General features: G+C 71.1%; 21 protein-coding genes. 5 read left to right on the forward strand and 16 right to left on the reverse strand.

Features of this window, described 5'->3' with window-relative positions:
* Positions 1–566 precede the first annotated feature (566 nt).
* Positions 567–1,730, forward strand: coding sequence for a hypothetical protein (locus tag VM306_RS00270; RefSeq protein WP_325510038.1), 1,164 nt, complete (start codon positions 567–569; stop codon positions 1,728–1,730).
* A gap of 82 nt (positions 1,731–1,812) precedes the next feature.
* On the opposite strand, the gene VM306_RS00275 is transcribed toward VM306_RS00270, so the two are convergent.
* The 5 genes from VM306_RS00275 to VM306_RS00295 form a co-directional block, all read right to left on the reverse strand.
* A complete protein-coding gene (locus VM306_RS00275; protein ID WP_325510040.1) occupies positions 1,813–3,408 on the reverse strand; it encodes a long-chain fatty acid--CoA ligase in 1,596 nt (531 codons plus the stop codon).
* Positions 3,409–3,430: 22 nt separating this feature from the next.
* Positions 3,431–5,959 (reverse strand): BTAD domain-containing putative transcriptional regulator, encoded by a 2,529-nt coding sequence (locus VM306_RS00280; RefSeq protein ID WP_325510042.1) that lies wholly within the window; start codon positions 5,957–5,959, stop codon positions 3,431–3,433.
* Positions 5,960–6,194: 235 nt separating this feature from the next.
* On the reverse strand, positions 6,195–6,452 hold the full coding sequence (locus VM306_RS00285; RefSeq protein WP_325510044.1) for a phosphopantetheine-binding protein: 258 nt from the start codon (positions 6,450–6,452) through the stop codon (positions 6,195–6,197).
* A gap of 22 nt (positions 6,453–6,474) precedes the next feature.
* A complete protein-coding gene (locus VM306_RS00290; protein ID WP_325510046.1) occupies positions 6,475–8,058 on the reverse strand; it encodes a pyridoxal phosphate-dependent aminotransferase in 1,584 nt (527 codons plus the stop codon).
* Positions 8,059–8,335: 277 nt separating this feature from the next.
* On the reverse strand, positions 8,336–9,580 hold the full coding sequence (locus VM306_RS00295; protein ID WP_325510048.1) for an ATP-grasp domain-containing protein: 1,245 nt from the start codon (positions 9,578–9,580) through the stop codon (positions 8,336–8,338).
* 279 nt (positions 9,581–9,859) lie between these two features.
* Between VM306_RS00295 and VM306_RS00300 the strand changes: the two genes are divergently transcribed.
* Entirely contained in the window at positions 9,860–10,360 is a 501-nt protein-coding gene (locus tag VM306_RS00300; RefSeq protein WP_325510050.1) for a hypothetical protein, read from the forward strand.
* A 190-nt stretch (positions 10,361–10,550) separates the two neighbouring features.
* Here the strand turns inward: VM306_RS00300 and VM306_RS00305 are convergent, their stop codons facing one another.
* The 3 genes from VM306_RS00305 to VM306_RS00315 all read right to left on the reverse strand — a co-directional run bounded on the left by VM306_RS00305 (position 10,551) and on the right by VM306_RS00315 (position 13,452).
* Complete coding sequence (locus tag VM306_RS00305) at positions 10,551–11,600, reverse strand: GNAT family N-acetyltransferase (RefSeq protein WP_325510052.1); 1,050 nt, start codon at positions 11,598–11,600, stop codon at positions 10,551–10,553.
* Between the two features lie 102 nt (positions 11,601–11,702).
* The gene (locus VM306_RS00310) at positions 11,703–11,984 is read right to left on the reverse strand and encodes an acyl carrier protein (RefSeq protein WP_325510054.1); all 282 of its coding nucleotides are present in this window, start codon (positions 11,982–11,984) and stop codon (positions 11,703–11,705) included.
* A gap of 124 nt (positions 11,985–12,108) precedes the next feature.
* On the reverse strand, positions 12,109–13,452 hold the full coding sequence (locus tag VM306_RS00315; RefSeq protein ID WP_325510055.1) for an aldehyde dehydrogenase family protein: 1,344 nt from the start codon (positions 13,450–13,452) through the stop codon (positions 12,109–12,111).
* A 321-nt stretch (positions 13,453–13,773) separates the two neighbouring features.
* Here VM306_RS00315 and VM306_RS00320 point away from each other — a divergent pair, with 321 nt between their 5' ends.
* Genes VM306_RS00320 through VM306_RS00330 form a run of 3 tightly spaced genes read left to right on the forward strand, consistent with a single transcriptional unit; the run spans position 13,774 to position 17,568 of the window.
* On the forward strand, positions 13,774–15,360 hold the full coding sequence (locus VM306_RS00320) for an amino acid adenylation domain-containing protein (RefSeq protein ID WP_325510056.1): 1,587 nt from the start codon (positions 13,774–13,776) through the stop codon (positions 15,358–15,360).
* On the forward strand, positions 15,357–16,535 hold the full coding sequence (locus tag VM306_RS00325) for a pyridoxal phosphate-dependent aminotransferase (RefSeq protein ID WP_325510058.1): 1,179 nt from the start codon (positions 15,357–15,359) through the stop codon (positions 16,533–16,535). The genes VM306_RS00320 and VM306_RS00325 overlap by 4 nt, the downstream gene beginning before the upstream one ends.
* Positions 16,536–16,572: 37 nt before the next feature.
* Entirely contained in the window at positions 16,573–17,568 is a 996-nt protein-coding gene (locus tag VM306_RS00330; RefSeq protein ID WP_325510060.1) for a class I SAM-dependent methyltransferase, read from the forward strand.
* 189 nt (positions 17,569–17,757) lie between these two features.
* Here VM306_RS00330 and VM306_RS00335 read toward each other — a convergent pair whose 3' ends face one another.
* The 8 genes from VM306_RS00335 to VM306_RS00370 all read right to left on the reverse strand — a co-directional run bounded on the left by VM306_RS00335 (position 17,758) and on the right by VM306_RS00370 (position 24,617).
* Positions 17,758–18,498, reverse strand: a complete 741-nt coding sequence (locus tag VM306_RS00335) for a class I SAM-dependent methyltransferase (protein WP_325510062.1) — start codon at positions 18,496–18,498, stop codon at positions 17,758–17,760.
* 184 nt (positions 18,499–18,682) lie between these two features.
* Positions 18,683–19,453: a class I SAM-dependent methyltransferase gene (locus VM306_RS00340; protein ID WP_325510064.1), complete on the reverse strand. Its 771-nt coding sequence runs from the start codon at positions 19,451–19,453 to the stop codon at positions 18,683–18,685.
* Between the two features lie 9 nt (positions 19,454–19,462).
* Positions 19,463–20,458, reverse strand: coding sequence for an aldose epimerase family protein (locus VM306_RS00345; RefSeq protein ID WP_325510066.1), 996 nt, complete (start codon positions 20,456–20,458; stop codon positions 19,463–19,465).
* Positions 20,409–21,410 (reverse strand): LLM class flavin-dependent oxidoreductase, encoded by a 1,002-nt coding sequence (locus VM306_RS00350; RefSeq protein ID WP_325510068.1) that lies wholly within the window; start codon positions 21,408–21,410, stop codon positions 20,409–20,411. Before VM306_RS00350 ends, VM306_RS00345 begins: the two co-directional genes overlap by 50 nt.
* Before the next feature lie 2 nt (positions 21,411–21,412).
* On the reverse strand, positions 21,413–21,865 hold the full coding sequence (locus VM306_RS00355) for a cupin domain-containing protein (protein ID WP_325510070.1): 453 nt from the start codon (positions 21,863–21,865) through the stop codon (positions 21,413–21,415).
* Complete coding sequence (locus tag VM306_RS00360) at positions 21,862–22,947, reverse strand: SIS domain-containing protein (RefSeq protein WP_325510072.1); 1,086 nt, start codon at positions 22,945–22,947, stop codon at positions 21,862–21,864. Before VM306_RS00360 ends, VM306_RS00355 begins: the two co-directional genes overlap by 4 nt.
* Complete coding sequence (locus tag VM306_RS00365; RefSeq protein WP_325510074.1) at positions 22,944–23,732, reverse strand: BtpA/SgcQ family protein; 789 nt, start codon at positions 23,730–23,732, stop codon at positions 22,944–22,946. The genes VM306_RS00360 and VM306_RS00365 overlap by 4 nt, the downstream gene beginning before the upstream one ends.
* Before the next feature lie 39 nt (positions 23,733–23,771).
* The gene (locus VM306_RS00370; RefSeq protein ID WP_325510076.1) at positions 23,772–24,617 is read right to left on the reverse strand and encodes a TauD/TfdA family dioxygenase; all 846 of its coding nucleotides are present in this window, start codon (positions 24,615–24,617) and stop codon (positions 23,772–23,774) included.
* Positions 24,618–24,728 lie beyond the last annotated feature (111 nt).

Genomic DNA, 24,728 nt, shown 5'->3' on the forward strand with positions numbered 1-24,728 from the left:
TGGGACCAGTTGATCGCCGGGACCGAAAGCGGAAAAATCACCATCACTGACTCGACGAACTCGGGACGCGGCGCGGGTGACTGGGCCGCGGCTGAGCGGGTACGGATCAGGATCCGATGGGGAACGCGCAGGTGAAGACTCGCCTGGCGAACTCAGTTCGAGCCGGCGGAGGAGGGGTCACCGGTGGCCGGCGGTGCACTGCGACCCGCCCGACCGCCGCGAGACCGGGACGGCGAGGTGCCTCCGTGCCGGACCGGCCTGTCGGCAGGTCGGTCCGGCCGACGCGCCGTCCGAGGCCGCGGCCGGCACCCGCGCCCACCGGTTCGAGCAGGGGTCCAGCGCTACCACCGGGACATGAACGCGACGGAGTTCGGTTGCGCCGCACCGGGTTTCCCGGTGCGAGGTGGTGGTTCGGCCGAACCACCGCATGGGGGCGGTGCGCAGTCGTCACGGGCCGCCAGGCGGGCTCGGACCGGCTTCCGGTGGCCCGGTGGGACCGCCGGTCCGGTCCAGGCCCGCGGCGGGGGCCAGGGGCGCGGCACCAGAAGTCGATGTTGGAGGAGTTCGTGGCTGGGTTTGGCCAGCGAAGTCAGATCACCCGTGGTGGCGCCTCGGGTTTCAGTGCCGATGCGACGTGGCCGATCCGCGTTCTCGTGGTGCAGCCGAGTCCGGGGTTCGTCCTCAAAGCGGCGAAGGAGGGTTTCGACGTCTGGGCGGTCGTCGACCCCGGCCGGTACGACAGGAGTCAGCTCCGTCTGCTCGCATCGGCCGCCAGACAGGTGCTGGCCGTCGACCTCGGCGACCAGGCGGCCCTCGACGTTCTCGTGGTGAGAACCGTCCGCCGCAACCGGATCGACCACGTGCTGTGCCGCTGCGGCCGGTCCCACGGCCTGCGCCGGCAGTCCGTGGTGATGCCGGGACCGTCAACCGCCGTCCAACTGCTCAACCGGGTGGAAGGGGCGCGGAGCCGGCACGGGCGAGCGCAGGGCATCTCCGAGATAGACGCGGCGTTGTCGGACTTCGGGTTCTCCGCCGCCCTGCGCGGCCAGGAGACCGCGGTGTGCGAGAGCGGGACGGACGACGCGGAGGACCGGCCGCGCCTCGATCGCCACTTCTCCCGCCCGGCCGATCCGGCACCCGGTGCGTCGGCGTTCGTGGTCACCACGCTGACCTTCGAGGGGATGCACCAGGTCGTCGGCGTCACGGCCGCCTCGTCCGGGCGCCTGCTGCACCCGGCGCGGCTCTCCGCGCGGCACGAGGCGACCGTTCTCGCCGCGGCCACCTCGCTGCTCGACCTCGCGGGGTACGAGCGGGGACCGGCGCACGTCACGGTGGTCCTCACGGAGAGCGGTCCGCACGTCGACTCCGCGCACACCTGGTTCGGGTCCGACGGGTTCCTGTCGTTGCTGGAGTTCTGCACCGGCCTCGACCTGGAGACCGAGCTGGTCCGGATGCTCACGGACGGACCGGTTCTGAAGCCGACGGCCGCCCGCTCCGCCACGGTGCAGTTCCTGCGACCCGGACCGGGCCGGCTGGTCTCCGTCGCCGGACTGGCCGAGGCGAGCACCTCACCCGGCGTGGTGGAGGTGCGTTTCCCCTACGAGCCAGGAGATCTGCTGACCAAGCACGACGCGGGTTTCCTCCTGGTGGAGGGAGCCTCGACGGCCGAGGCGCGCGCTCGCGCCCTCGATGCCTGCGCCGGGGTGCGGGTGACCGTGGAGGCGATCTGACCGTCCGGCGCGGTGTCCCTCGTCCGTCCTCTCAGGACTGATGAGGGACACCGCGCTTCCGGGCCGAGGAGGAAGATCCGCGTCAGGCCCGCCCGGCGGCCTGCTCCTCGCGGTGCTGCAGCGCCGATCGGAGCTCGGGGCGCAGGACCTTGCCCGTGGGGGTCCTCGGGATGCGGTCGAGCGCGATGAAGCGTTCGGGGACCACCGCCTCGGAGAAGAGGAGCCGGAGCGCTTTCGCGATCTCGGGGCCGTCGTCGCCGTTCGTGACCACCGCGGCCACGATCCGTTCTCCCGCGAAGCGGTCGGGCAGTGCGACACATGCGGCATCACGGACCTGTGGGAGAGCGCGCAGCGCACGGTCCATCTCGTCGAGTGACACCGTCTCGCCGGCGACCTTGGCGATGTTCTTCACCCTGCCGGTGAGGACGAAGAAGTCCCGGTTGCCCACCTCCAGGCGGAAACCGAGGTCCTGCGAGTGGAACCAGCCACCGCGGAACGCCTCGCTCGTGGCCTGGTCGTTGCCCAGGTACCGGGACATGACGTTGAGCCCGCGCATGCACACCTCGCCGACCTCTCCTGCCGGCAGGCGATCTCCGTTCTCGTCGAGGACGGCTACCTCGTTCCCCGCCACGGCGACGCCCACGGAGGGGATCTCGGCGTCCACCATCAGGTCGCGGTAGGTGGAGCCGGCGAGGTCGGGCGGCATCGTCGTGGAGAAGTTCGTGGTCTCCGAGAGGCCGTACCCCTGCATGACGCGCGTCCCGAGGCGGTCGGCGACGGCACGGGCCGTGGCGGAGGTCAGCGGTGCCGCGGCGGAGAGGAAGTAGCGGAAGCCGAGGGGCAGGCGGCGCCGCCCCCACACCTCCAGCACCGTCTCCAGCACGCTCGGCACGACGCTGGCGAGGTGGGGGCGGTAGCGCTCGACCAGGCCGGGGTAGGTCAGCGGCGAGAACGAGTCCGCGAGGATCAGCTGGGCCCCGGCCATGAGGGTGCCCAGGACGCTGAAGTGCAGGCCGTTGACGTGGTGCACGGGCAGGCAGCCGAGCACCCGGCTGGTGGACGAGAGCCGGTGGTGCCGGCGCACGGCCTCGGCGTTCGCGGTCGCGTTCAGCCGGGACTGGGCGACCAGCTTGGACGCCGCGGTGGAGCCCGACGTGGCGAAGTAGAGCGCGTCCTCCGAGGCGTCGACGCGGGGATCGGTCCAGTCGGCGGCCCGGTCGTCGCGCAGGATCTCCCGCCAGTCCGGCAGACGAAGGGCGTCGGCTCCCTGCGGTGGCGCCGTGTCCGGTGTGTGCACCACGGCGACGGCACCCGCGGCCGCGATCTGCTGCGAGGTCCGTTCCGGTGGGTCGGCCGGCCCCAGCATGAGAAGCCGGTGCCCGGCTCGCAGCGCACCGAGGACGGTCAGCACCGACGGCACGTCGTTGACCGGCGCGAACGCGAGCGTCGTCGGCCGGGTGCCGAACTCGGCCGTCAGCCGTGCGGCGACGGCGCGCGTCGCCTGGTCCACCGCGGCGAACGTCAGCACTGTCTCCTGGCCGGACCGCGCGACCGCGGTGAGCCAAGGCCGGTGCCCGCGGACGCGGCCGAAGTGCGAGATCGCCGCGACCGGTGACGGCCAGCGGGGGAGGAGGGGGTTCGGTGGGGTGTGGACGGCGTCGGTCACGTGCTCGGTCATTGGTGGTCTCCTCCGTCGGTCGTCACCGGTGTGCGGCGTCGAGGACCCTGGGCATCCCCTTGAGCAGGTCCCCCTTGCGGGAACGGACGTCGTCCGGCACCCGCCCGCGCGTCACCTCGCGCAGCCGGGGATCCGCGAAGGAGTACCGGCCGGTCTCGCCGGACGCGTCGCTGGTCACGCGCAGGACGCCGCGCTGGGCGAGGACGCGCAGCCAGCGACCGGCCTGCCTCGACCTGGCGTCGCTCGCCAGGACGGCCACGGCGCGTTCGGTGAAGTCGCCGTCGACGAGCGAGGCGTCGTACAGGACGGCCCTCGCCTCCGCGGGCAGGGTGTCGAGCAGGCACTCCAGCCGCGACCGGACGGCGTACGGGATGCGGGTGAGGCCGGGCCGGGCCGGCACCGCGTCGGGCGACGTGGCGAGCATGCGGCCGTACTCGACCGCGAACAGCGGGTTGCCGCCGAGCTCGGCGGCGAAGGCCAGGAGGTGCTCCGGACAGTGCTCCGGAGTGCCACCGGGCCGCGTCTCGAGCGTCGACCGGTACGACTGCCACAGCAGCGTGGCGACCACGGCGTCGGGCAACGGGCTCAGGCACAGCGAGCCGCCGCGCACCATCCCGCTGCCCCAGGACGGGTGCCGGGTCAGCAGGTCCGGCCGTGCGCTCGCCACCACCAGCAGCGGCACACCGCCGGAGTACCTCAGCAGGTGGTCCAGGAAGGCGGGCACCAGGTCACCGGCGACGTGCAGGTCGTCGACCAGGAGCACCAGCGGCTTGGCGCGCGCCAGCGCTTCGAAGAACTGCGTGAGCGCGTCGAAGGACTCCGCGGTGATCGCCACCGGGGTGCCGTCCAAGCCGAGCAGACCGTCCACGTGGGCGAGCATCCACGGCGCCCGGTGGCTGTCCACCAGGCGGGAGATCAGCTCGGTCAGCCGGGCGGCGACCACGTGGGCGGGTTCGTTCGCGTGGATGCCCGCGGCGGCTCGCACCAGCGCGGCCAGACCGGAGACGCGGTCGGACCCCCGGGAGGAGGCCACCGAGAGCAGGGTGACGTCACGCAGGCCCCTCGCCCATTCCCGCAGCAGCCTGCTCCGCCCGGCGCCGTCCTCCCCGAACACCGTGAGCAGGTGCGGCTGCCGCAGATCCCGCGCCGACCTCAGCGCCCGGTCGAGGGCGCGCAGCTCGTGATCGCGGCAGAGGAACGGCGGCGGCTCGGGTCCCTCCGGCGTGTGCAGCGCTTCCGTCGTGGTGGGGCACACCTCGATCGGACCCGCCGCCGGGTCCGCCAGCAGCTGCCGGCAGCGCGCGGCGAGATCCGCGGAGATCCACGGCCTCGAGCCCCTGCGGGCCTCCCGGCGCAGGTGCACCTCGCCGGCCACCACGGCGACGCGAACCTCGAACGGCAGCCATCCGCCGTCCGGGCGCTCCAGACCCGACACCGGGCTGAAGCGGGCGTTGATCGAGCGTGCCAGCCGGACCGCCCGGTTCGACGCGGCGCTGTCCACGCCGTCGAGCTCGGAGGTCACCAGCCAGAGGGGCACGTCCGGCTCGGAGCCGGCGAGCGCGCACTCGTCCACGACGGCGTACGTCCACCGCGCGCCGGCTTCCTCCGAGACCGTCGCGCAGATCCGGTCGCGCAGGAGGGCGAAGTCCTCCCCGGTCAGCGTCCGGCCGAACGCCGGCCTGGCGGAGACCAGCAGTGCCGTCGTCCACCGCATCTCGTCGACGGCCACCGGCTCGGCCACGCTCCACGTCGTGGAGGCGGCCTTGACCGCGCCGCCCGCCGCCGGAGCGGCCATCAGCGAAGCGTCGTGGTTGAGGATCGCGAGCTCCAGCTCCTGCAGCTCGGGGCTCGGATCGAGCCCGAGCCGGTCGACCAGGGCCTCGCGGGTCCTCCGGTAGACCGCCAGCGCGTCGGCCTGCCGGCCGCGCTGGTAGAGCAGGCGCATCAGCTTGGCGCACAGCCCTTCCCTCAGCGGCTCCTGTTCGGCCAGCGCCTCGAGCTCCCCTGTCAGCTCCATGAACCGGCCCAGCTGGAAGTCGGCCTCGATCCGGTCCTCCAGGGCGTTCAGCCTGGCGTTGCGCAGGACGGCGGCCTCCGGCCAGTCGATCCCCTGTTCGGCGAGGTCGGGCAGGAGCGGTCCGTGCCACAGGTCCAGGGCCTCCCGGAGCCGCACCGAGGCCGCCTCCCACTCGCCGGCGGCCAGCGCCTGGTGCCCTTGCGCCGCCAGGCGCTGGAAGCGGACCACGTCGATGGACTCCGGCTGCACCTGGAGGCGGTATCCGGGGGCCTGGGTGAGCAACTGCGGCCGCTCACCGGCGGGCTCGCTCATCTCCAGGAGCCGGCGGAGCGCGGACACCGCGTTGTGCAGCATCTTGCGCGCCGAGGCCGGAACCTCGTCCGGCCAGAGCGCCTGGAGCATCTGGCGAGTCGGCACCACGGAGTTGTGGTGCAGCAGCAGCATGGACAGCGCGAGCCGCTGTTGCACGCCACCCACGGCGATCGGTCGGCCATCAGCCACGACTTCGAGTGACCCGAGGAGAGAGAACTGCACGGCGAACCACCTCGCAGAGAACCGGAGACCGATGCGACACTGACTGTGCCGATCGGCGCTACCGTTTTCTGACCGTGCTGATACCGCCGCGGACCTGGCCTGTTCCCGCCGGTGGAGGAGCTTCCAGCCGACGGGAACCCGGTTCTTCCTGCTGTCCTCCGGCGTTCCCCGAGCCGCCGGCCGTGCGGCCCGCGGCACCGCGGAGGTCCGCGGAACCCGGCGGCACGGAGCCGGGTCACGCCAGGTCGGTGCCGGCTCGGAGCGCGGACACGAGACTGCGCACGGTGTGGAAGGTCTCCGGGCGCAACAGGTCGTCGGGCAGTTCGGAGCCGAGTTCCTCCCGGAGCGCCACGACCACCCGCACCATGCGCAGGGAGCTCAGCCCGAGCTCGCGCAGGGGGACGTCGTCGTCCACCAGCGCGGTGCCGTCGGGCAGGTTGCGGACGAGGATCTCGCGGACCGCGCCGGTCAGGGAGGATGCGGGTGAGCTCATGACTCTCCTCGGGTTCGCAGGGTCAACGACGGGAGCTGGTCGCTTGCAGCTGGCGCGGGTGCAGCGCCGACCTCACCCTGTCGCCCGCCTCCCGCAGGTCGGCCCAGGGCCGGGCGGTCGTCAGCCGCACGGCCCCGCCGTCGAAGCAGAAGTTCAGGATGGCGGGGTAGGTGGAGACGCCGGTGCGGTCCAGCAGGCTGCGGAAGGCGAGGTAGCTGTCGTCCCAGTCGGGGAAGCGCACCGCCGCGTTGATCGAGTAGGCCGGGGCGGTCACGGTGCCCGCCTCCGAGAAACCGGCGCACGTCGCCGCCCGCAGCACGGTCAGGGCCTCGTGCCGGCTCCGGCGTTCCTGGACGTACCCCGTGTAGGCGCGGCGCAGCCGGTCGGTGGTCAGGCCGTAACTCGGTTCGAACTCCGCCAGCTCGGCCGGGCCCGGCGTCGTCAGGCCGGTGACCATCCAGCGCTCCATCCGGGCGAGGACCTCGACCGCCGTGTAGAAGAAGGACTGCGGGCCGCCGAACATCGTGGAGGCGTGCTCGTAGTAGTCCGCCACGAACGCCTGGTCCGCCATGATCCAGCCGGTCTTCAGCCCCGGCGCGGACCAGTTCTTCGACAGGCTCGAGATGCGGATGACGTTCGGCGCGGCACGCAGGGCCGACCTCTTGCGCTCCGGGCCGAGCCATTCGTGGCACTCGTCCAGCAAGATCATCGTGCTGGGTGACGCGGCACGGACCAGCTGCGCGAGTTCGGCTTCGTCGACCACGGCGCCGGTCGGGTTGATCGCGGTCTGCAGCAGCACCAGCGGGGTGTCCGGCCTGAGGGCGTCGATCAGCGGCCGCAGCGAGACCTTGCCGGCGGTGCTGGCCAGCGGAACCATCCGGGTGGCGCCCCGCCGTGCCACCGCCTCGACCAGTGGCGGGTAGTTCGGGATCCCGCACAGCGCCGGCTCCGCCCCGCGGTTGCGGCCCGTCAGGATGTAGTCGGCGATGTTGCTGACGGTGAAGGTTCCCCCGAGCGTGATGGCGACGTTGGCCTCGGTGTAGACGTTGCGTTCCATCAACGCGTTCTCGTAGGCGGCGATGGCCTCCCTCGCGGGCACCCGGCCGCGGGAGTCCGAGTAGCCGTACCAGTCCTGGTCGAGCGCGAACCGCAGGCAGTCCTTCAGCGCGGCCGGCAGGCCCCACTCCTGCTCGTCGACCGAGCCGCTCGAGAGCAGGAGGTGGTCGCCGGCCAGGGCTCCGTAGAGGTCGTCCCGGAAGTAGAAGTTGAAGAGCTCCTTGACGAACCGCACGGCGGAGCGCGAGTGGTACACCTCGTCCGCGGTCACCTCCCGCCTGCGCCGGGACCGCCGCCAGGTCTGCGCGAGCTCGGGGCGCAGCGAGGCTCCCCCCAGCTCGTGCTCGACACGGCCGAGGAACAGGTCGCGCAGTTCGAACGGGTCCGCGGGATTGCGCGCACGGGAGAAGACGTCCAGGGTGCGGTCTCCGACGTACGGCACAAAAACGTTGTCGTCCTGATCCGGGGACATCGCGCGTGCGGCGATTTCGCGCGCTTCCTCGGCCACGACGATAGCGCGTGGTTCGGACAGCGAGTCGAACAGTGCCATTGTTTTCCCGTTCTCTCGGCTGCAATGCGAGCCACGTTATCAACGTGTCACCGGAAGTGGCTCCACCGAATTGCCACGCTATTCACATCGCCTGGTAACGGTGGTTTCACCGGGCTCGGAACCGGCGATTACCGAATGATTGCCCTGTGCCGCGCGCGGTTCTGCTAGAAAGCTGTACGCGAGCATTGACCAGGAAGTGGCGTCGCGTCCTGGGAGGGACGTGGTGCGCGTTGGAGGAGATCCGCGCACGTCCCCGGAGAGCGCTGCACGCCGTGCTTCACCCGACCGGTGCTGTCCGGATCGTGAAGGTCTCGGACAACGCGAGGGCGGTCCGTTCCAGTTCGGACTCCGTCTCCGCGCCGATGACGAGGAGCGTGCACCACAGCGACGGGTGGGACGCTTCCACGTAGTCGCCCACCTGGTGGTAGCTGACCGCGCCCAGCACGTTCGGGTGTGCCAGCAGCTCGGACCGGTCCGGCGTGGAGACGATCACGCCGGACCGGTCCGGCACCAGGCAGAGACCCCCGACGACGGGGTGGGACCCCGGGGCGAACGGCAGGTCCGCGCGGTCGCCGTCGAGCAGCTCGTGCAGGGCGATCCGTCCGCCGTGCACGCCGTTCAGCGCCTCGATGACGTCCGACACGTTCGCTCCGCCCACCCGCGAGGCGATCTCGGAGACGAGCAGCCGCCCGGTGTCCTGCTCGCGGAACACCTCGAGGTGGGTCGCGCCGCGCTCGACGCCCAGTGCGGAGTTCAGCCGCGTGTTGATCTTGAGGAGCTCTGCGTACAGGTCGGCGAACTCGCTCTCGCGCAGCAGTACCGAACCGTGTGCCGCCCGGCCGGACCAGGCCTGCAGCCGGGGCGAGAAGTAGCGGCTCACGTAGAAGAACCAGGGCCGGCCGTCACGCCACACCGCGTCGACGTGGAACTCCTCACCGGCGATGAACTCCTCCGCGACGAACTGCGCGGCAAGCGGGCTGGGCAGTCCTTCCGGGATGGTCCGCAGCGCGTCCACGAGCTCGGCGCGGTCGCTGACCTTCACGGTGGACACCGTGCCCCAGCCCCCGGCCGGCTTGAGGACCAGCGGATAGCCGACGGCCTGCCCGATGGAGTCGGGATCGGCCGCGGCGAGGTCCGGGATCGAGTACCAGCGAGCCGTCGGGACACCGGCCTGCGCGGCGCGGAACTTCGTGACCCGCTTGTCGCGGGTGGCCAGTGCCACCGAGGACGAGTAGTGGTCGAGGCCGAGCAGGTGCGCGAGGTAGCCGGCGGCGTACTGGGTGAACTCGGGAAAGCTGACGATGCGGTCGATCTCGATGCCGCGCGTCAGGAGGTCCCCGGCGACCGCGCTCAGCTCCTCCAGCGAGTCGTACGACGACACCCGGTAGACCCTGGCGAAGCGGGCGAGAGTGGCGGGGGAGAGGGCGAGGCAACCGGGCGAGGAGTCCAGGACCGCGTAGACCTCGTCCGCGTGGTCGAGGACCAGCTGGTGCCAGTTGTGCCTCAGCATGAGCACCTTCATCGAGCAGCTCCTGTTCGTGGTTGCGGTGAATGCGCGTCCAGTGCTCGTGGGCGGAAGCGACACCGCCCGAGTGCCCGGAATGACCCGGGAACCCGCGCGCGGGATACGTTCAGTTCGCTCGCGGAACTTCCATTCGCGTCCCTCATCTTCTGAGCAGCCGGTGACCGCGGAGGTAAGCGACGGGTAACCAGAATGTCAGTTACCGCGGCCATGCCGGAATTGTTTGCCGATGTGGATGCGTCTTCTACTGTGGTCGCGACCGACAAGGGAAGGTGCGATGTGACCTCGACGGGATATCGTTGGGAACTGGCCGCCGACCCGGCCGAGGTGCACGATCTGCTGTGCGCCAGCGACCGCTTCCAGGCCGATCGGACCGGCACGGCGGCACCCGTGCGCAACCCCGGGAGCACCGCGGCCCACGTCGCCGCCGGCCGGGTCCACCTCCTGCGGGACGGCCGGCTGCCGACGGCGATGTTCACGCTCGTGGAAAGCGCGCCCTTCGAGGCGCCGCCGGACACGTTCCCCCCGGCCAGCAGGCCGGTCTACCTGACCCGGCTCGCCGTCAGGCCGGAGGCCGCCGGCAGCGGCTCGCTGGCCGGGATGATGTGCGTGCGCCGGGCCATCACCACTGCCACCGACCAGGGGGCCGACGCGCTGCGCTGCGAGGCCAACCCCGCGCTGGCGCACACCGTCGAACTGCTGGAGGCACTCGGGTTCGTCGTGGCCGACCGGCCCGCTGCCTCGCGCGTCCTGCACCTCCACCGCGTTCTGGCCCGCTGATCCCGCTCCGGACGACGACACCGGTCATCGAGGCGGCACGAGCTTCGTCACAGCCGTCGTGTTCTTCGACGGGACAACAAGGATTCACGCTCGCGCCGTCACGCTGCCCTCGTTCTGGACGGGGTGGGGCTTCAGCACGTCGAGCCGCTCGGACCGGTGCGGTCCGAGCGGCACTCACGAGCGTTCCGCTTCAGCGCCAGGCCCGGCCGGTGATCCCGCGCACGTCCCAGTTCGCGAGGTCGGAGAGGTCGGCGGGCACCGGAACCCGCGGCACGGCACCGGTGTGCTTGAGCATCAGGTTGGGCAGTGGGCCGTCCAGGTCGAACCGGCCCGTGGGCTCGGAGATCTCCGTCCCCCGCCGCGCCAGCACCTCCTGCGCCTCGACCGGCAGGTCGTGGGCCCAGGTGAGGATCCACTTCCCCGGCAGGAGGTCGTGGGCCACGTCGATCAGGTCGGCTTTGACGTCCGGGTCGTCGGCCTCGCACTCGACGATGCTCGTCGGTGTCTCCCCGTCGTCGGGGTCCAGCACGAAGCGGTGACCGACGAGGAACCCGGCCGGCTTCTCTTCTCCCGCCACGAGGTAGTGGTAGTTGGCCAGGGGATTGGCGGCACGCCAGGCGTAGTACTCGAAGTCGCGCACCACGCGGACGCGGCCGTCGTCGGGGATGCGGACCGCGACGTCGGCCATCGCCGCGATGGTGCGGTCGTTCCCCGGCACCACCGAGATGGGGACGCCCGACCTGGCACCGGTCCGCACCGGCTCGTCGGCCCACCCCGGCCGGGACGGATCGCCGGACCTGGTGTGGATCGAGAGCGCCCACGGCCCGACCATCTTCCAGCCCCGCAGCAGCATGGCGGGGATGGCGCCCTGGTCGCCGAAGTCGAGCAGCCAGGGGCTGTCCGCGGCCCGCAGCCGGCGCGCCGCCTCGTCGAGCATCCGGTGGAACAACGGGCTGTTGCGGTGCTCGGGGACGACGATGGTGTCGGTGACGCACGGCAGCACGAATCGGGCACCGTCGCATTCCCACGGGGAACCGAACACGCCGGCCATTCCCGCCACCCGGCCCGAGGCGTCTCGGGCCAGCACGGAGTAGCGCCCGTCCAGGTACGGGTTGTCGCGGTACTTCCAGTGGTAGTAGGCGAGGTTTTTCTCTCCGCCCTGCCACAGGTGGTTCTGCAGCTCCACGATTTCTGGAAGATCGGGTGGCAGGCATTCGGAGAGTGTGAACGTCTCGCTCATCGAGGACTCCCGGTTGCGAAGATCTTCTTCCTGCTTCAGGCGAGCACGCGGGGGCCAGGGCGTGTCCCGTGACCCTCATCGAACGGACTCACGGGACACGCCCTAGTCGACGGGCACGGACGAGTTCGCGGCCTTCGCGCTGACCAGCCGGGCGATCGCGAGCGGACTCCGGAAGTTGCCGAGATCGAGGTCGTCCTTGCCGATTCGGATGTCGAAGCGCCGTTCGAGCTTCGCGATGAGGCCGACCATCGCCAGGGAGTTCAGCACACCGCTGTCCACGAGCTCGGCCTCCGGGTCGAGCTCGGTGACGCCGAGCAGCTCGAGCAGGCATTCGTTGACCGCGTCGAGAGCGGTGGCCGATGCCGACGAGGGGACGGTGGTCATGCGAAGTCTCCTTCTCCGTGGTGGTGCATGGTGGTTGAGCCGTTCTGGCCACAAAGCGGCTGCGTGATCCGCGGACGTTCCACCGAGAGCTCGATGGTCTGTGCCGCCGCGAGACCTCTGCCGGTCAGGCGATCCTGACGGTGACGGTTTTCGGTCGCTGGTACTCGGCCAGGGCCAGAACGCTCAGGTCGGTGCCGTGACCCGACTGCTTGCGACCGCCGTGCGGCAGCTCGGCCGTCTGCTCAAGGTGGCAGTTCACCCAGACCTCGCCTGCCTGGAGCTCACGGGTGATGCCGAGGAGGTCGGCGACGGAGTCGCCCCACACGCTCGCCGCCAGGGCCTGCGGTACGCCGTTGGCCATCTCGACGGCGTGCGCCGGCGAGTCCGCCGCCTGCACCGTCAGGGCCGGGCCGAAGATCTCCTCGGTCACGGCGGGGTCGTCGTCCGGCAGGCCGGCGAGGATGATGCCGGGGCGCCAGTAGCCGTTCTGCTCGCCGGGTGCCACGACCACCTGGCCCTGCTCGCGGATCGTGGCCTTGCTGGCGTTCACGATGGAGTCGTACCGCGCGACCTGGTCGGGGTTGTTGAGGGGACCGAAGTCGGCGCCCGCGCGGCGGCCGCGCATGGCCTCGGCCAGTGCCTCGACGGTGGAGTCGAAGTTCTCGGCGAGGGTGATCACCCTCGCCGGAGCGGCGCAGCTCTGGCCCGCGTTGTAGGTGCACGCCGAGACGAGGCCCTCGTACGTGTGCTCGGGGGCGTTCGGGAGCACGATCGCCGGGCAGTTGCCGCCCAGTTCGAGGCTCACCCGGCGAAGACCGGCTCGGGCCTGCACGTCGAGCCCCGCGGTCGGGCTGCCCGTGAAGGCGATCGCGTCGACCGCGCTCGCCACCAGGAGCCGGCCGGTCTCCCGGTCGCCGGTCGTCACGGTCAGCACACCCGGTGCCAGCGCCTCCGCGGCGTGCTCCGCCAGCAGCAGCACGCTGTCGGGCGTGGTCTCGGCCGGTTTCAGGACGACCGCGTTCCCGGCGGCGAGCGCGGGCGCGAGACGCCACATCGCCATCATCAACGGGTAGTTCCACGGCACGATGACCCCGACGACGCCGAGCGGTTCCCACCGCACCCAGCTCTCCCGTCCGGGCAACCGGTGTCCGCTGGCAGGACTGAGGTCGCCCCGGACCACGCCGGCGTAGAAGCGCAACAGGTCGACGCAGTTCGCGATCTCGCCTTCGGCCTCGGAGCGGGGTTTGCCCGTGCCGGCGCACTCGCTCTCCACGTAGGCCGCGGCGTCGGCCTCGACCACGTCGGCGAGTCGCAGAAGGCGGCGGGAGCGTTCGCCGGTGGTCAGCGCGGCCCAGTGAGCCGCGCTCCGGCGCGCTGTGTGAACGGCTCGGTCGATGTCGTCTTCGCGCAGCACGGGGAAGACCTGTCGTGGGGCGCCGGTCCTCGGATCAGTGGTAGTCGAGGGCATGCGGCTCAGTTAAACGGTCAGTGCGTCCGCGAGGCCACGGAGGAGGTCCATTCTCCGGTAATCCGGGATATCACCGCGCTCATCGACGCGTAATCGTCACTTTCGACGCGGACGAGGTGCTGGAGGTGCGTCTTCGGGGACGGACGACTTCTTCGCGACCACCCGGACACCGCGGCGCCGCTAACGGGAATGCACCGGTAACGCCTGAGGAACGCCCCGGTGCAAGGTCCTCGTCGAAAGGCGCACGCACCGCGTTTCTGCGTTTCTGCGAGGAGGTAACTCGGTGGAATTCCATGGCGTGGTCGAAACGGGTGAACCGGCATGACACGGCTCGACGCCCTCGTCGGCGCCCAGGCCGCGCGCACACCGGACGCGGTCGCGATCGTCCACGGTGACCGGCGGCTGACCTACCGGCAGCTCGACGAGGACGCGAACCGGGTGGCGAACGCGCTGCTCGCGGGCGGCCTGCGTCCGGGCGGCCGGGTCTGCGTGCTCGTCCCCAAGTCGCCCGAGATCATCGTGTACCTGCTGGGTGTCCTGAGGGCCGGCGGTGTGTGCGTGCCGCTGGACGCGGCGAGCCCGGCGCGCCGCCTCGCCTCCGTCGCCGGACAGGTGGGCCCGTGCGTGCTGCTGGCCGACACGGCTCGCGCCGCGCTGGCCGCGGACGTGCTGGCCGCCGTCCCCGCGGACGTCGTGACCCTGCTGTTCGTCCCCGACGGCACCGCGACGGCGGACGTGCCCGTGCTCGACGAGGCCGCGTTGTCCGCCGCGTCCACGAAGGACCCGCAGGCGCCCGCCGACGAGTCCGGCGTCGCGTACCTCCTCTTCACCTCCGGTTCCACGGGCGAGCCGAAGGGGGTGCAGCTCACGCACGACGGCATCGGGCACTTCATCCGCTGGGCGCGGGACCACTTCGGGATCGCCGCCGACGACCGCATCTCCTGCCATCTCCAGATGCACTTCGACGGCTCGTTGCTGGACGTCTACGGTGCCCTGACCTGTGGCGCGGAACTGCACCTGGTGCCCGCGTCGGCGAGCCTGACGCCCACCGCGCTGGTCGAGTTCCTGCGGTCCTCGCGGGTGACGCAGCTGGCGTCCGTGCCGTCCGTGCTCAGCGCGATCGCCCGGTACGACGTGCTCGCCCAGGACGACCTGCCGGACCTGCGCCGCCTGATCTGGGGCGGCGAGGTGTTCCCGCCGGACGACGCCGCGTACTGGGTGAGAAGGCTGCCGCACGTCTCGTTCACCGGTGTGTACGGCACCACCGAGGCGACGATCGCGAGCTGCTTCCACACCGTGACCGAGCCGCCGGTGGAGCCGCTGCCGATGGGCGTCGCGATCCCGGGGGAGGACCTGGCCGTGGTCGACCAGGACCTGGTCCCGCTGCCGGAGGGCGAGATCGGCGAGGTGGTGATCGGAGGCGCCGGCGTCACACCCGGCTACTGGCGTTCGCCGGAACGCACGGCCAGGGCGTTCTTCGAGCGAGCGGGCCGCCGCTACTACCGGACCGGCGACCTCGGCCGGATCGGCGACGACGGCCTGCTGCGCTTCCACGGCCGCGCTGACCGGCAGGTGAAGATCAGCGGATACCGGGTCGAGCTCGACGACCTGATGACGGCACTGCACTCGGTGCCCGAGGTCGCGGCTGCGTTGGCCGTGACCACGCCCGGCAGCCGCGGTGAGCTGGAGATCTGCGTGGCGTACGTCCCCGCCGTGGACGGGCTGACCGTCCCCGCGCTCCGGACCGCGCTGGCGCGCAGGCTGCCCGCCTACATGGTCCCGCGGCGCTGGCTGGTCCTCGACGCGTTGCCCGTCAACGCGAACGGCAAGACCGACCTGGTGGAGGTGCAGCGGCGTTTCGCCGCGGACGAGGACCGCGTCGTGGCGCTGGAACGGAGCGGGTCGTGAACGGTCCCGTTCCCCCGCGTACGGCGTCGCGCGTGCGCGGGCTGATCAGCGGCCGGTTGCTGGAGCTGCTCGGTGAAGCGGCGCGCTCGGCCGCCGTCGACCTCGCGCTCGGGGTGCCGGGCGCGCCGGAGACGTCGCCGCTGCTTCTCGACCAGGCGTGCGGCGCGCTGCGCTCCGGTCACAACCAGTACGAGGCCCTGGCGGGCAACCGCGAGCTGCGCCGCTGGATCGCGGACACGCTGCCCGGCGACACCGATCCCGACACCGAGCTGACCATCACCGTGGGCGCCACCGAGGCGCTGACCGCCGCCGTGCTGGCCGTGGTCGACCCCGGTGACGAGGTGGTGATCTTCGAGCCGTACTACGAGAACTTCGTCAACGCCGTGGTGCTGGCGGGAGGCGTGCCGCGGTTCGTGCGCACCCGGCCGGACGACTGGCGTTTCGACCCCGCCGAGCTGCGCGCGGCGTTCGGGCCGCGCACGCGAGCGGTGATCGTCAGCACGCCCAACAACCCCACCGGGCACATGCTGGACGAGTCCGAGTGGTCCGAGATCGCCGCGCTGTGCGGGAAGTGGAACGCCGTGGTGATCTCCGACGAGATCTACAGCGGGTTCACCTTCGGCAAGCCGCACATCTCCGTGACCGAGGTGCCCGGCCTGCGGGACCGCGGCTTCCTCGTCGGCAGCCTGTCGAAGTCCCACTCGGTCAGCGGCTGGCGGCTCGGCTACCTCCGTGCGAGCGCCGGGCTGACCGGCATCGCCCGGCAGGTGCACGCGACGCTGTGCGCCGGCGCACCCGGACCGTTGCAGGAGGCGGTCGCGAAGGCGGCGGCACAGGACCCCGGCTTCGCGAAGCCCTCGGACGACCTGCGCTCCCAGCGCGACCGGGTGACCGGGTTGCTGGAGAAGATCGGGCTGGAGTGCCGTCCCCCGGACGGCGGCTGCTACGTCATGGCCCGGATACCGCCCGCGGTGGGCGAGAGCAGCGACGTCTTCGCCCACAGGCTGGTTCGCGAGGCCGGTGTGCTGGTGGCGCCGGGAACCCTCTTCCACACCGACCCCGCGGCAGGCGCGGACCACGTGCGCGCGGCGTTCAACCGCAGTCCCGATTTCCTCGACGAGGTCGCCGCCAGGCTGGCCTCCTTCCGCACCGGCGCGTCCGCGATCCGGCTCTGACGGTCCTTCGAGCAAGTTCTGAGATGGGAGTACATCCGTGGCACAGCAGGTGATCGACCGTCCGGTCTTCGACTACATGCAGGCGTACGTGACCTGCACCATCATTTCCGCGCTCGAGAAGCTCGGCGCGCTGGACCAGCTGGCGGAGCACGGCGTCGTCCCGGCCGAGCTGGGGTACGAGGAGTTCCTCGGCAACGCCACGTTCCGCTACCTCGCCGAGCGGGGCATCGTCCGGCAGGACGGAAACCGTTACGTGCTCACGGAGTCCGGCCGGGACCTCTACAACGAGCGCGGCTACCTGCTGTGGCTGGCCGGTGGGTACGGCGAGGCCCTCAACAGCCTCGACACCCTGCTGACGCGCAAGCAGACCTTCGGCACCGAGGTGGACCGCGACGTCCGCTGGGTCGCCGTGGGCAGCGCGCTGGTCGGCGAGGCGGACCTGCGCGACGAGGTGATGGAGATCCTCGGCGGCATCGAGTTCAGCACGATCGGCGACATCGGCTGCGGCAACGGCCACTTCCTGATCGACCTCTGCCGTGCGACCAAGGCGAAGGGCGTCGGCTTCGACATCAGCCCGGCCGCCTGCGAGGAGGCGACGCAGGAGGTCGAGAAGGCCGGGTTCGGCGACCGCATCAGCATCGTCCAGGTCGACGCCACCGACGTGGACAGCGTGCCGCACCTGGAGGACATCGACCTGGTCATGGCGTTCTTCTTCATGCACGAGGTCCTCGAGCTCGGCCACGACGTGCTGGTGAACTACCTGACCAGGACGTGCGAGCGGCTGCCGGCGGGGGCGTACGTCCTCACCTGCGAGGTCGCGCCGCCGACGCAGAGCGAGGACACCGCGGAGGCGTTCGGACCGGAGTACGTCTACACCCAGGCGCTGATGTCGCAGGGCCTGATGAACGGCGACCAGTGGTCGGCGGCGTTCACCGAGGCGGGTTTCCGCGTCGACCGGATCGTCGAGGGGCGGTTGCCCGGATCGCGGCTGATCCTCGTCCGCAAGCCGCTCGCGGAGTCGTCTGCCGGATGAGTGTTCGACGCGGAGACCCGGCCGGTGCTGCGGACTCCGCCGCACCGCGCTCGGGGATCCGCGTCGACGACGGAGCGGGGGAGTTCATCCGGCCTGGAGCTCCCGGCAGAACGAGAGGGTGTGGAGCCGCCGCCTGCAGATGGTGCTGCAGGCGGCGGTTGAGGTGTTTCGAACCCGTTCCGACCGGCCTCAGACCGGCTTGCGCCACACGGAGATGTGCTTCGCGGAGTCTTGGACGAACGGAGCCTCGTCCCAGTCCGCGACGCGACGCTCCAGCTCGAGCCCAGCGATCCGTGCCATCAGGTCGAGCTCTGCCGGCCAGGCGTACCGGTGCCGGGAGTTGCCGCGGTGGTAGCGACCGTCGTCGCCGTCGCGGGTGAAGTGGTGCGAAACGAGGATCTGCTCGACCAGGTCGAAGGTGTCGAAGCCGAGATGCCGCTCGGAGACGTCGAACGGCACCGCGACCTGGCCGGGCGGCAGGAACCGCAGCGGCGGCACACCCAGCTCGATGACGAACCGGCCGCCGGGCTCCAGGTGCCGTGCGGCGTTGCGGAAGCACTCGACCTGCTCGTCCTGGGTGAGCAGGTTCGTGATGGTGTTGTAGACGAGATAGACCAGGGTGAACTCACCGGGAACGACGGTGGTGGCCATGTCCCCGATGACCACCGGGAGCGTGTCCTCGTCGACCTTGCGCCGCAGCACCGCCGCCATGTGCTCGGACAGTTCGATGCCCACCACCGGCACGCCGCGTTCCCGGAGCGGGATTCCCACTCGTCCGGTTCCGATGGCGAACTCCAGTGCCCGGCCGTCTCCGGCGAGCCCGGCGAGGAAGTCGAGAGCCGGTCCGAGAACGGCAGCCGAGAACGCTTCGGTCTCCTCGGCGTCGTAGCGGTCGGCGATCGCACGGGTCCACACTTCACTGCTCGTCACGGACAACCACTGTGCCGAGTGCCGAGGACGCTGTCGACGCATTTACGCCGCGGCACGGTGTGCACCGCCCACAACTCGTCGTCGCCTTCCCACGGCTTCGGCCGAACCACCTCGCACCCCGGATCTCCCGACAGCACACGAAAACGGGGCCTGACCGTGTCGGTCAGGCCCCGTTTTCGCGACCTCACCCCGCCCGGACCGCCCGGTAGACCTGCCGGCACGGCACGGACGTCATCGAGCACGAACCCGAGTCGCACTTCAGGTCAGGTCCCGCGAAGTCGTGGGGACGCGGTTCGAAGCCGGCATCGCGCAGGGCGCCGTTCACCTCGTCGGCGTCGTAGTACGTGCTGCTCAAGCTTTGCTCCACGCGTTGCGCGTCGTCGCCGTCTCCGAACACGCCGGAAACGCGGAGCATCCCGCGGCGCGCGCTGGTGTCCCACACGCCGCGTTTGACGACCACCGCCTCCGGCTTGTCCGTCACCGTGACGTGGTTCCAGTGCTCGAAGTGCGACTGTTCGAACAGGTCGAACACGAACTCCCCGTGCGGTAGCAGCGCCTCGTGCACCCGTTCGAAACAGCGCTGCAGCTCGGCGAGCGTCGGCAGGTGGTTGAGCGCGCCGTCCAGGCTGAAGGCGGCCGCGACGGGCTCCGCGAGCTTGAACGTCCTGGCGTCGGCCGTGGTGAGGCTGAGCCGGCCTTCGTCGTGGGCATCGGAGTTGCGGGCGCGGTTGAGGGCCAGCATCGCGTCCGAACCGTCCACACCGGACACCTGCCAGCCTTCGGCGAGGAAGTAGGCCGTGGTGATCCCGGTGCCGCAGCACAGGTCCAGTGCCGTGCGAGGCAGATCCGGAGACGTTCCGAGTGCCGCGGCCAGTCGCGGCGAGAACCTGTTCACCCAGCCGGTGTAGTTGCTGTCGAAGAAGGCGGCGAAACCCTTCGAGTAGTAGTTCTCCATGCTCGGTTCCTATCCGGTCTGGTCGGTGGTGGCGAAGACGTGCGTGGTCCGGTGCCGGTAGACCTGCTCGGGGTCGAGCCGGGCGGACGGGTAGTCAGGCCGGTTGGGCGCGTCGGGCAGCGGACCGGTCTCCAGGCAGATGCCGCACCGCGGGCGTTCGCTGAACCAGTCACCGGTGTAGACGCCGACACCGGGCTGGTCCGTCGTGACGCGCATCGTGCGTCCACTGCCGGGATGCCGCAGTTCGGCGGCCCAGGAATCGTCGTGGAGCAGGAAGCAGTTGTCGATGCGCGTGTCGCCGAGGAGCCGCTCGGACCGGAAGTCCAGCGGCGTTCCGCTCAGGTCGGCCGGAGGACCCGGCAGCGGAACCAGGTCGCTGTCGAAGCGGACGGCCTCGGCGGTGTTGAGCCGCAACCGGTGCCCGTCGACGGTGCCGTTCCCGGAGAGGTTCCAGAACGCGTGGTTGGTGAGGCCGACGACGGTGGGCTTGGTCGTGGTCGCCTCGTGGTCGATCACGAGCACCCCGCCCGGCTCGACCCGGTAGGACGTGCGCACCGTCAGTTCGCCGGGGTAACCCTGGTCTCCGTCCTCGCTGGTCAGCGAGAGCCGCACCTCGGCCGCACCGGCGTCCTGGAACGCCTCCGCTGTCCAGGTCCGGGTGTCGAAGCCCGCGGTGCCACCGTGCAGGTGGTGCCTGCCGTCGTTGCGGTCGAGGGTGTGGATCTCGCCGTCGAGCTCGAACTCACCCCCGGCGACGCAGCGGCAGAACCGGCCCATGGTGGCACCGACGTAGGGGTTGCGCGTCCGGTCCACATAGGACGCCAGGTCCGGCAGCCGCGCGCAGACGTTGGCGACGTGCCCGTCCCGGCCGGGCGTGCGGACCTCGACCAGCGTCGCGCCGTACGTCCACACCTCGATCGTCAGGTCCTCGCAGGAGAGCAGGAACGACTCGATCTCACGGCCGGCCGGGGTGAGGCCCACCGAGGTGCGCTCTGTCCGGAGCATCAGGTGTCCCTTCGGTCATGCGGCGCAACTCGGGCACCACGCGTTCGGCGAACAACGTGAGGCTGACGCGATCCAGCGGTGGACGGGCACCGAAGAGGAAGTCCGTGACACCGAGCGCCAGGTAGGGCTGCAGCGCTGCCACGCACTGCTCAGGCGTGCCGAACACCACGTACTCGGGCCACACCGGCGAGTCCGGTGGGTACGAGCGGCGCAGGTCGGCCAGGCGTGCTGGCAGTTCGTCCTCGCGTTCCACGAGCAGGGCGCGGAACGTCATCGACCGCCGGATCTCACCGGGATCCCTGCCGGCCGCGGCGCAGTGCCGCTCGAGCGTCGCGCACCTGTCGCGGTAGTCGTCGGGGTGGGCGAGCAGGCTGTTCCACACGTCGGCGTGCCGGGCGGCGATCCGGAGCAGCTCCGGTCCGGCGCCGCCGAACACGAGCGGCAGGCGCCGCTGCACCGGAGCGGGACGCAGGTAGGCGTCTTCGAGCTGGAAGTGCTTGCCCTGGAACGAGAACGGGCCGCCGTCCCACAGTCCGCGCAGTACCGTCGCGGTCTCCTCCAGCATCTCGAGCCGCACCCGGCCCGGCGGGTGCGGCAGGCCGTACTGGGTGTGGGCCAGGTCTGCCGAGCCGGTCCCGATGCCGATCTCCGCCCGTCCGCCGCTGACGTGGTCGATCGTCGCCGCGGCCGACGCCAGCAGCGCCGGGTGGCGCCATGCGACGGCGGAGACGAGCAGTGCGCACCGGACTCGTTCCGTGCGGGCGGCCAACGCCGACAGCAGTGCCGTGCCTTCGAAGCACGGCCCGTCCGGACCGCCCATGGGGGGACGCAGGTGGTCGAACAACGAACACCAGTCGTACCCCAGCTCCTCGGCCAGCTGCCACAGCTCCAGGCCCTCGGAGAAGGACGCGTACTGCTGTCCTGAGTGGACACCGAACCTGAGCTCGGGCACGCTCATTCCTCGACGAGGGTCATGCGGTCCTTGGACTCCACCGGCATGTGGGGCACGCCGAAGGCCAGGATCTGCAGCGGTTCGCTGACCTTCGCGTTGGTCTTCACCCCGTGCGCGTAGTCGGCGGGGACGAAGACGGTGTCGCCCGCCTTCATCTCGTAGTCGACACCGTCGATGTGGATGAAGCCGCGCGACGCCAGCACGTAGAGGATGTGCGCACCGGGGTGCGTGTGCAGTTCGAAGGCCGTCCCCGGCTGCATCACCAGGCGGTCCGCGCCGATCGGCACACCGAGCCCGATCTGCTCCGCCACGCCCGCGACGCCCTGGATGCCCTCCAGCGTACGACCGTAGTGGTCCACCAGGTCGAGGTACGGCCCGTCCTGGACGCCCTGGATGTGCACCGCGGGGTCGAACTTGACGTCGGTCTTGAGGTTCAGCTCGTACGAGGTGGTCATGTCTGCTGCCTCCTGGGTGAGGATTCCGTCGTGGGTTTCGTCGTGAGCAGATCGGCGAGGAACGGTTGCCGGCCGAGGTGATCGGCGACCTCGGCGGCGAGCAGGGGCGCGAACACCGAGTGGACGAGTGGCGAGAACTCCTCGCGCACGCCGTCCGCCGCGGGCAGCCGTGCCCAGAGATCAGGTGTGGAAGCGGTGCCACCGACGAGCGCGATCTGTCGTCCGGCCGCCGTCGCGCGTGCGGCCAGCGCCGCCGCGCGGTCGGCCGCCCGGCCGGGGGTGGCGATCAGGAACACCGGCACGTCGGTGGGACGGCAGAACCGCTCGACGTGCCACCACTCCTCGAAGTCCTGGGCGAAGCTCGGCACGCCCGCGGCCTCGACGAGCTTCGCCGCCGCGTATCCGGCGGTGCCGTGACCGGGTCCCGTGCCGAGCAGGAAACGCACCGGCGCGGACGCCACCGCGGGCGCGATGGCCCGGCAGCCCGGCAGGGCCAGTGCGAGGGTGTCCGCGATCTGCTCCGCCGTGGCCGTCAGCTCGTCCTCGAGCCGGCGGGCCGCGGCTGTGTCCAGCAGTTCACGGGAGCGTCCGATGTGGATGGAAAGGGTCAGCAGTGCCAGCACGCTCGCCTGGTAGGTCCTCACACCGGGACCGCGCTCGAGATCCCGGGGCCGGGCGTGCACGCGGTGGCGGGCGCAGTCGTCGACGGCACTGCCGGGATTTCCGGTGACGGCCAGCGTGCTCGCGCCCAGTGCCGCCGCTCGTTCGAGCGCCTCGACCACTCTGGGACTGCCACCAGAGGCAGAGGTGCCGACGACGATCGTCCTGGCGTCGAGCCGGTGCGTGCCGGGGTAGTCGGCGAAGCGCTGAGCCGGCACCGCGCGACAGCGCACCCCGGCGAGCGTGGTGAACGCGTGCTCGACGGCGGTGCCCGCGTGGTGCGAGTCGCCGTTGCCGACGAGCAGCACCTGCCGCACGTCCGGGAACGGGGTGGTCAGCTGCGCCACGAACGCGGGTACGAGGTCCGCCACGTCACCGGCCAGCTGCCCGGCCTGGCGCACGAGTGCGGCAGGCCCGGTCACGACAGGCTCCGCACGATCGCGGTGTACTCGGCGACCCGGCGCTCGTCGATCTCGCCGCCCCAGCCACCGCTTTCGAGGCACGAGCCGACGAACGCCCCGTCGGCCGCGCGCAGCAGCCGCGCCGCGTTGTGGTGGTCGGTGTGCCCGGCGAGCAACACCGGCAGGCCGGGTGCGCAGGCGCGGACCGACTCGACCTTGCGCAGCGCCGCCTCCTCGTCGGGATCGCTCACGGCCACCGCGTCGGCACCGGCGGTCCGCGCCGCCTTGGCCACCTCGCCCGCAGTCTTCCCGCCACCGAGCCAGGAGTAGTGCATGGTGTCGACGTCCGCGACGAGCTCCACGCCGGACGCGTCGACGGCCTTCCGGTAGGTGGCCAGGGCCAGCGGGTCCGGTCGCACCACACCCTGCGGCGACCGCGTCTCACCGACGAGCGCGCCGATCCGCACGAAGGCGCCACCGGTGACAGCGGCCACCGCGAGCGACGCGGACGCGGCGTTGCGCATGATCTGCACGCCGGTCCGGAAAGCGGCACCCGTCGCGGCCACGACCGCCGCCACGACCAGGGTCATGGCAGCGGTGCGTGCAGGGTCGCACTCGTCCCGCACGGAGTAGACGCGGTCGACGGTCTGCACCAGGCAGCCGTCCGCACCGCCGTTCTCCAGCGCTTTCGCCGAGCGCACCGCGGTCGACACGATCCTGTCGAGGCTGCCGGGCTCGTGGAACGGCGTGCCCGGGAGAGGCTGGAGGTGGATCATCCCCAGCACGCGCTTCCGGGATTCAGACATGGCGTTCTCCGTTTCTGCGCGGATCCGGAACGGGGAACCTCAGTGCAGGCGCAGGCGCTTGAGGTGGCGCGGGTGCGCGGGGGACGACACCCCGGCCGTCCTGCCGTGGAAGAAGTACGTGTTGTCGATGACCACGAGCAGGCCCCGGCGCCAGTGCACCCCGGTGGCGCCCGTCGTGTACATCCCGGCCAGAAGAGCCTGGAGGGCCTGGTCGACGGCATCGTCGCTGTCGTCGCCCTCGTTGACCCACTCGAGCTTGTCGTGGAGGAAGTCCCTGAACGCGAACACGGGGCGGCCGTCGAGCTCGCGCAGGATCGTCTCACCGGCGGGCAGGTGGGCGTAGCGCGTGCGGGACAGCACGGCTCGGTGCTCCGGCGAAAGCCGTTGGTGGACATCGGACATCGGCACCAGCACCGTCTGGGCCGACGCGGGGTCGGCGCCGGGGTCCTGGCACATCAGCACGATGTACCGCGGTTGCTGCCCGGCGGTTCGTCCGCTGCCTTCCGCGTGCAGCGACAGCGAGTTCTCCGCGAACGGCTGGAGCGAGGTGTCCGCGGTGTGCGCGTGCCGGGTGACGAGGTTGAGGATCACCCCGTCGGTGACGAACGGTTGCACGGCCGGGTCGGTCTCCGGCATCGCGTTGCCGAGATGCGCACCGAACGCGCGGAAGTCGTCGTCCGACAGGATTCCCTCCAGCTCCACCACGGCCGCGCCGTGCTGCCGGAGTGAGGCCTGGACGACGCCGGCGACTTCACCGGGTTTCCCGCCGGCGGTCGCGACCACCCCGCCGAGGGGTTCGGGCAGGGTTTCGGACGAGTCGAGCAGGAGCTGTCGTGAAGCGACGTGGACGTGTGATTCCTTCTCCGCGAATACGCCGGTTCGCACTTTTCCTCCCGGAGAGGACGAAGGTGGTTTGTGCGCGACTCCGCATTTGTGCCGGTGCGCATTTCGAGAAGATCTTCGACTCGTCCGACATTACCGGCGGTGTGCGGCGAT

This window comes from Lentzea sp. (assembly GCF_035525475.1).
Taxonomy (GTDB): domain Bacteria; phylum Actinomycetota; class Actinomycetes; order Mycobacteriales; family Pseudonocardiaceae; genus Lentzea.

Coding starts and splice junctions, on each gene's coding strand:
- VM306_RS00310 (WP_325510054.1), bottom strand. CDS start 11,984: ATGACCACCGTCCCCTCGTCGGCATCGGCCACCGCTCTCGACGCGGTC.
- VM306_RS00285 (WP_325510044.1), bottom strand. CDS start 6,452: ATGAGCTCACCCGCATCCTCCCTGACCGGCGCGGTCCGCGAGATCCTC.
- VM306_RS00275 (WP_325510040.1), bottom strand. CDS start 3,408: ATGACCGAGCACGTGACCGACGCCGTCCACACCCCACCGAACCCCCTC.
- VM306_RS00320 (WP_325510056.1), top strand. CDS start 13,774: ATGACACGGCTCGACGCCCTCGTCGGCGCCCAGGCCGCGCGCACACCG.
- VM306_RS00295 (WP_325510048.1), bottom strand. CDS start 9,580: ATGAAGGTGCTCATGCTGAGGCACAACTGGCACCAGCTGGTCCTCGAC.
- VM306_RS00345 (WP_325510066.1), bottom strand. CDS start 20,458: ATGCTCCGGACAGAGCGCACCTCGGTGGGCCTCACCCCGGCCGGCCGT.
- VM306_RS00315 (WP_325510055.1), bottom strand. CDS start 13,452: ATGCCCTCGACTACCACTGATCCGAGGACCGGCGCCCCACGACAGGTC.
- VM306_RS00305 (WP_325510052.1), bottom strand. CDS start 11,600: ATGAGCGAGACGTTCACACTCTCCGAATGCCTGCCACCCGATCTTCCA.
- VM306_RS00355 (WP_325510070.1), bottom strand. CDS start 21,865: ATGACCACCTCGTACGAGCTGAACCTCAAGACCGACGTCAAGTTCGAC.
- VM306_RS00365 (WP_325510074.1), bottom strand. CDS start 23,732: ATGTCTGAATCCCGGAAGCGCGTGCTGGGGATGATCCACCTCCAGCCT.
- VM306_RS00290 (WP_325510046.1), bottom strand. CDS start 8,058: ATGGCACTGTTCGACTCGCTGTCCGAACCACGCGCTATCGTCGTGGCC.
- VM306_RS00340 (WP_325510064.1), bottom strand. CDS start 19,453: ATGGAGAACTACTACTCGAAGGGTTTCGCCGCCTTCTTCGACAGCAAC.